This window comes from Stenotrophomonas sp. 05L414_2 (assembly GCF_056397905.1).
In genome coordinates this window covers 1-5,064 of the sequence record NZ_JBFTOJ010000235.1, presented here as the reverse complement: position 1 = coordinate 5,064, position 5,064 = coordinate 1, and the positions used below count along the sequence as shown (strand labels likewise).

Below are 5,064 nucleotides of genomic sequence, written 5' to 3'. Positions count from 1 at the left end.
TTCCAGGACAAGGTGGCCATCGTCACCGGTGGTGGCCGTGATATCGGCCGTGCCGTCTCGATCAAGCTGGCTGCGGCCGGTGCACGCGTCTGCCTCAACTACGCCAACGACGAAGCCAGCGCGCAGGAAACGCTGGCGCTGATCAAGGCGGCCGGTGGCCAGGCCATCGCCCACCGCGCCGACGTCACCGATCCCGCCGCCGTGGCCGGCTTGGTCGCAGCAACGCAGGCTGCATTCGGCCAGCGCATCGACGTGCTGGTGAACGTGGCCGGCGGCATGGTCGAGCGTCGTCCGCTGGCCGACATCGACCCGGCGTTCTTCCACAAGGTCATCGACCTCAACCTGACCTCCACCTACCTGACCACCCACGCGGTGGTACCGCACATGGGCGAAGGCGCGGCGATCGTGAACTTCGCCTCGCAGGCCGGTCGTGATGGCGGAGGCCCTGGTGCGGCGATCTATGCCACTGCCAAGGCGGCTGTGATGACCTTCACCCGGGCCATGGCCAAGGAGCTGGGGCCGAAGGGTATCCGCGTCAACGCACTGTGCTGCGGCATGATCGCCACCCGCTTCCATGACGAATTCACCAAACCGGAAGTGCGTACGGCGGTGGCCGGCGCGACGCCGCTGCGTCGCCAGGGCCTGCCGGAGGAAGCCGCCGATGCGGCGGTCTACCTGGCGTCGGCAGCGGCAGCGTTCATCACCGGTGCCAATCTGGACGTCAACGGCGGCACCTACTTCTCCTGACCGGATCGAAGCCCATGCAGCGCTGGATCACCCTGCTTTCCCTGGCCATCGGCACCGCCGTGGCCGCCCCCGTGGCGCTGGCCGCACCGGTCTGGGTCACCGCCTGGACCGCTTCGCCCGCGCCTGACCGCAAGGATGGCAGCGCTGACGCGCCCGTGCAGTTCGCAGCGCAGACCGTGCGCCAGGACATGCGCCTGGGTAGCAGGGGCGATGCGCTGCGGCTGCGCATCAGCAACGAACTGGGCACCACGCCGCTGCATGTGGAAGATGTACGGGTGCGCCTGAAGGATGGCAAGGCGGCAGCGCTGCCGGTCACCGTCGATGGACGCACGTCCATCGACGTACCGGTGGGCGCAGCGCTGCTCAGTGATGCACTGCCCTTGCGGGTTGCCGCCCTGCAGGAGATCAGCGTGACCGCGTACTTCCCGCAGCCCACCCGCCCTGCAGTGCGCCGTACGGTGGTGCGGGTGGTCGACGGAAAGCAGGACGCGGTGGCCGACAGCGTGCGCGTGGGCTACCAGCAGAACGTGTTCTCYGCGGTACTGGTGCAGCGCGCGGACCGGCCGCAGGTGATCGTGGCCCTGGGTGATTCCATCACCGAGGGCGCGACGGCCTCGCGTGGCTCGTTCAACCAATGGCCCGAGCGCTTGGGCCAGCGCCTGCAGCAGGCGTGCCCGGACCGCTTCGTGGTGCTCAACCAGGGCATCAGCGGCAACAAGCTGCTGGACCATGGCCGCAGCCACAGCGCGCTGTCACGGCTGGATCGCGACGTGATCGCAGTGGCCGACGCCGACCAGGTGATCCTGTTCGAAGGCATCAATGACATCCGCCACGGTGGCGGCGCACAGCCGCTGCCGGGACGCAGCGCGGCAGACATGCTGCTGGGCTACCGCCAGGTCGCCGCCCGGCTGCATGCACATGGTATCCGCGCTCATCTCGGCACACTGACGCCCTTCGGCGATTCGGAGCGCTACGAACCGGTATCGGCCACCACCCGCACCGCGATCAACCAATGGGCGCGTGGCCAGGACACCGGCTTCGATGGCGTGGTGGATTTCGATGCAGCCCTGCGTGATCCGAAAGAGCCGGAATCATTGCCGGCGGACATCACCCGCGATCATCTGCACCCGAACGACGAGGGCTATCGGCGCATGGCCGACGCGATCAACCTGGCGGCGGTGGGCTGCAACGTGCGTTGAGTCGTACGGCGCCGGCCGGCGCGCACGGCGAGATCACCACTTCACCCTGCCACGCAGGATGTCGGCGAACATCACCCAGTCACCGATGAACGAATACAGTGGATGACGAAATGTTGCAGGGCGGTTCTTCTCGAAGAAGAAGTGACCGACCCAGGCAAAGCCGTAGCCGCAGGCCAATGCCGCCAACAGCAGCAGCGGCTGTCCGCGCAGTGCGGCGATGGCGACCAGCAGCAGTACGCCGCAGCTGCCGATGAAGTGCAGGCGTCGTGATGTCGTGTTGCGGTGCTCGCTGAGGTAGAACGGATAGAACTCGCGGAAGCTGGCGAAGCGGGACATGCGCGTGCTCCGTTCGTTGAAGGTGCCGAGCCATGCCCGGCTGTTGTTGCCACAACAACGGTCGAGCATTGCTCGACTCTACACCTGCCCGGCTTACCCCGGTTGCCGCGGCCCGAACATGATCACCGCCATGCCGGCCAGGCAAAGCGCAGCCCCCAGCATGTCCCAACGGCTGGGACGGATGCCATCGACGAGCCACAGCCAGAACAGCGCCGTGCCGATGTACACGCCACCGTACGCTGCGTACACGCGTCCGCTGGCGGTCGGGTGCAGGGTCAGCAGCCAGGCGAACAACGCCAGGCTGGCCGCCGCCRGCAACAGCAGCCAGATACTGCCACCCTTGCGCAGCCACAGCCACGGCAGGTAGCAGCCGATGATCTCGGCCAGCGCGGTCAGCAGGAACAGACCGAGCGTTTTCACGCTTTTTCGGTGGCCTTGGCGTGCTGCCAGAGCGCTTCCTGCGCATCCAGATCGAGTGCGGCCAGCGAATCGCCTTGTGCCTCGGCCTGCGCCTCCATCGAACGGAAGCGACGTTCGAACTTGTGGTTGGCCCCACGCAGCGCGGCACCCAGATCGATGTCCGCATGGCGCGCCAGGTTGGCGCACACGAACAGCAGGTCACCCAGTTCCTCCTGCAGGCGCGCCTTGTTGCCCACGATGTCACCGCGTTCGAACTCTTCGCGCAGTTCCTGCAGTTCCTCGGCCGCCTTGTCCAGTACCGGCAGCGGACCGGGCCAATCGAAACCCACCTTGGCCGCGCGCGACTGCAGCTTCACCGCCCGCTGCCATTCCGGCAGGCCACGGGAGATCCCGGCCAGCGCCGAGGTGTCCTTATCGCCCTTTGCCGCGCGCTCGGCACGCTTGATCGCGTCCCAGTTACGCATCACGCCGTCGGCATCCTCGACGCTGACATCGGCAAACACATGCGGGTGCCGCCGCTGCATCTTGTCGCTGATCGCGCGCGCGACCTCGGCGAAGGCAAACGCACCCTGTTCTTCAGCCATGCGCGCATGAAACACGACCTGCAGCAGCAGGTCACCCAGTTCATCGCAGAGGTCGTCGAGGTCGCCCCGATCGATCGCGTCGGCCACTTCGTAGGCTTCTTCGATCGTATAGGGGGCGATGGTGGCGAAGTTCTGTTCCAGGTCCCAGGGACAGCCACCCTGCGGGTCGCGCAGGCGCGCCATGATGGCCAGCAGGCGCTCCAGCTCCGCGCTGGCGTTGCCGGTGGCAGGGGTTTCGTGCGTGCTCATGCGTTTCTCCTGGATCAATCGGACAACCAGTCCCGCCACGGCAGGCTGGTATCGCCCAGCGCCATGAAATCGCCGTTCAACAGCGTCGGCCGGCGGTTGTAGCGGAACGGCTTGCCGGTCCCGACCGAGAGCACCGCGCCACCGGCCGCGTGCAGCACGCACTGGCCAGCAGCGGTATCCCATTCGGAGGTCGGGCCCAGCCGCGGATAGACATCCAGTCCGCCTTCGGCGATCCGGCAGAATTTCAGCGAAGAGCCCTGCACCACGGTCTCGATGTCGCCCATGCGGGCCAGCAGGGCATTCGTCTCCGCTGAACGATGCGAGCGGCTGGCGGCGACGCGAAGGGGCGCAGTCGCAGGTGTACGGGTACGCAGCACGGTGTCATGCACACCCTGCCGGCGATACGCCAGCTCGCCTCGCATCGCGTGCCAGACAATGCCGGTGACCGGCGACTGGACCACGCCGAAGGCCGGGGCGCCCTGGTAGATCAGCGCGATGTTGACGCTGAACTCGCCATTGCGCTTGACGAAATCGCGGGTGCCATCAAGCGGGTCGACCAGCCAGTACGCGCCCCAGTGCTGACGCTGCTCCCAGGGCACCAGCGGCGACTCCTCCGACAGGATCGGCAGGTCCGGTGTCAGCTGGCGCAGCCCCTGCTGGATCACCCGGTCGGCGGCAAGGTCGGCAGCGGTGACCGGGCTGTCGTCGTCCTTGAGTGTCACATCGAAACCGTTGCTGTAGACCTGCATGATCGCCTGCCCGGCTTCCTGGGCGATGGCGATCGCGGTTTCGCGCAGTTCCGTGGTCAGCTTGATCATCGTGCTCCCTGCAGCCACTGGCGGGCGATGAACAGCGCCGCCAGCGAACGCCCTTCGGAAAAGTCCTCGCGCAGCATCAACTGGTCCAGATCGGCCAGCTTCCACGGCACCACTTCCAGTTCCTCCGGCTCGTCGCCGGCCAGCTTCTCCGGATACAGGTCGCGCGCGACCACCAGCCAGGACTGATGGCTCATGTAGGTCGGCGCCAGGGTCATCGCGCGCAGCACGTCGACCCGCCGAGCGCCATAGCCGGCCTCTTCCTTCAGCTCACGGTCGGCGGCCTGCTCCGGCGTTTCGCCGGCATCGATCCGGCCCTTCACCAGGCCAAGCTCGTAGCGGTGCATGCCGGCCGCGTATTCACGTACCAGCAGCACGGTTTCTTCATCCAGCATCGGCACCACCACCACCGCGCCATGGCCACGGCTGACCAGGCGTTCGAAGCGGCGGCGTTCGCCGTTGGAGAACTCCAGGTCCAGGTGCTGGCGCTGGAAGGGCCCGTTCTCCTCGTCGGTGATCCGATGGATGATCGGCAGAGGACGCCTTGCGCGGTCATCGTTCACGCGGAATCTCCGGGGCAGACGGCGCGTGCGCCGAGGCCGATAGAATGTGCAGGCAGCAACATGTTCATGAGCCCGAAATGCTAGCAGACCCAACCCCCTCTCCGCTGGTCCAGCACTGGCGGCAACGCGACCTCAAGGTCCTGTGGCACCC

7 protein-coding genes are annotated in these 5,064 nt (G+C 66.9%); 2 read left to right on the top strand and 5 right to left on the bottom strand.

The features are described 5' to 3' along the window. Nucleotides 1–747: SDR family NAD(P)-dependent oxidoreductase (locus AC1DJN_RS20685; RefSeq protein ID WP_478040031.1), on the top strand; the 747-nt coding region annotated here is incomplete at its 5' end. 14 nt (nt 748–761) lie between these two features. Next, entirely contained in the window at nt 762–1,946 is a 1,185-nt protein-coding gene (locus AC1DJN_RS20680; protein WP_442251822.1) for a GDSL-type esterase/lipase family protein, read from the top strand. 33 nt (nt 1,947–1,979) lie between these two features. Here the strand turns inward: AC1DJN_RS20680 and AC1DJN_RS20675 are convergent, their stop codons facing one another. From AC1DJN_RS20675 to nudE, 5 genes are all read right to left on the bottom strand, one after another. Next, on the bottom strand, nt 1,980–2,282 hold the full coding sequence (locus AC1DJN_RS20675) for an Mpo1-like protein (RefSeq protein ID WP_032974966.1): 303 nt from the start codon (nt 2,280–2,282) through the stop codon (nt 1,980–1,982). A gap of 93 nt (nt 2,283–2,375) precedes the next feature. After that, nucleotides 2,376–2,702 (bottom strand): YnfA family protein, encoded by a 327-nt coding sequence (locus AC1DJN_RS20670; RefSeq protein ID WP_478040029.1) that lies wholly within the window; start codon nt 2,700–2,702, stop codon nt 2,376–2,378. Next, the gene (gene mazG / locus AC1DJN_RS20665) at nt 2,699–3,535 is read right to left on the bottom strand and encodes a nucleoside triphosphate pyrophosphohydrolase (protein WP_442251821.1); all 837 of its coding nucleotides are present in this window, start codon (nt 3,533–3,535) and stop codon (nt 2,699–2,701) included. Before mazG ends, AC1DJN_RS20670 begins: the two co-directional genes overlap by 4 nt. 14 nt (nt 3,536–3,549) lie before the next feature. After that, nucleotides 3,550–4,353: a 3'(2'),5'-bisphosphate nucleotidase CysQ gene (gene cysQ, locus AC1DJN_RS20660; RefSeq protein ID WP_025877764.1), complete on the bottom strand. Its 804-nt coding sequence runs from the start codon at nt 4,351–4,353 to the stop codon at nt 3,550–3,552. Further along, nucleotides 4,350–4,913 (bottom strand): ADP compounds hydrolase NudE, encoded by a 564-nt coding sequence (gene nudE / locus AC1DJN_RS20655; RefSeq protein ID WP_025877762.1) that lies wholly within the window; start codon nt 4,911–4,913, stop codon nt 4,350–4,352. Before nudE ends, cysQ begins: the two co-directional genes overlap by 4 nt. Between the last annotated feature and the right edge of the window lie 151 nt (nt 4,914–5,064).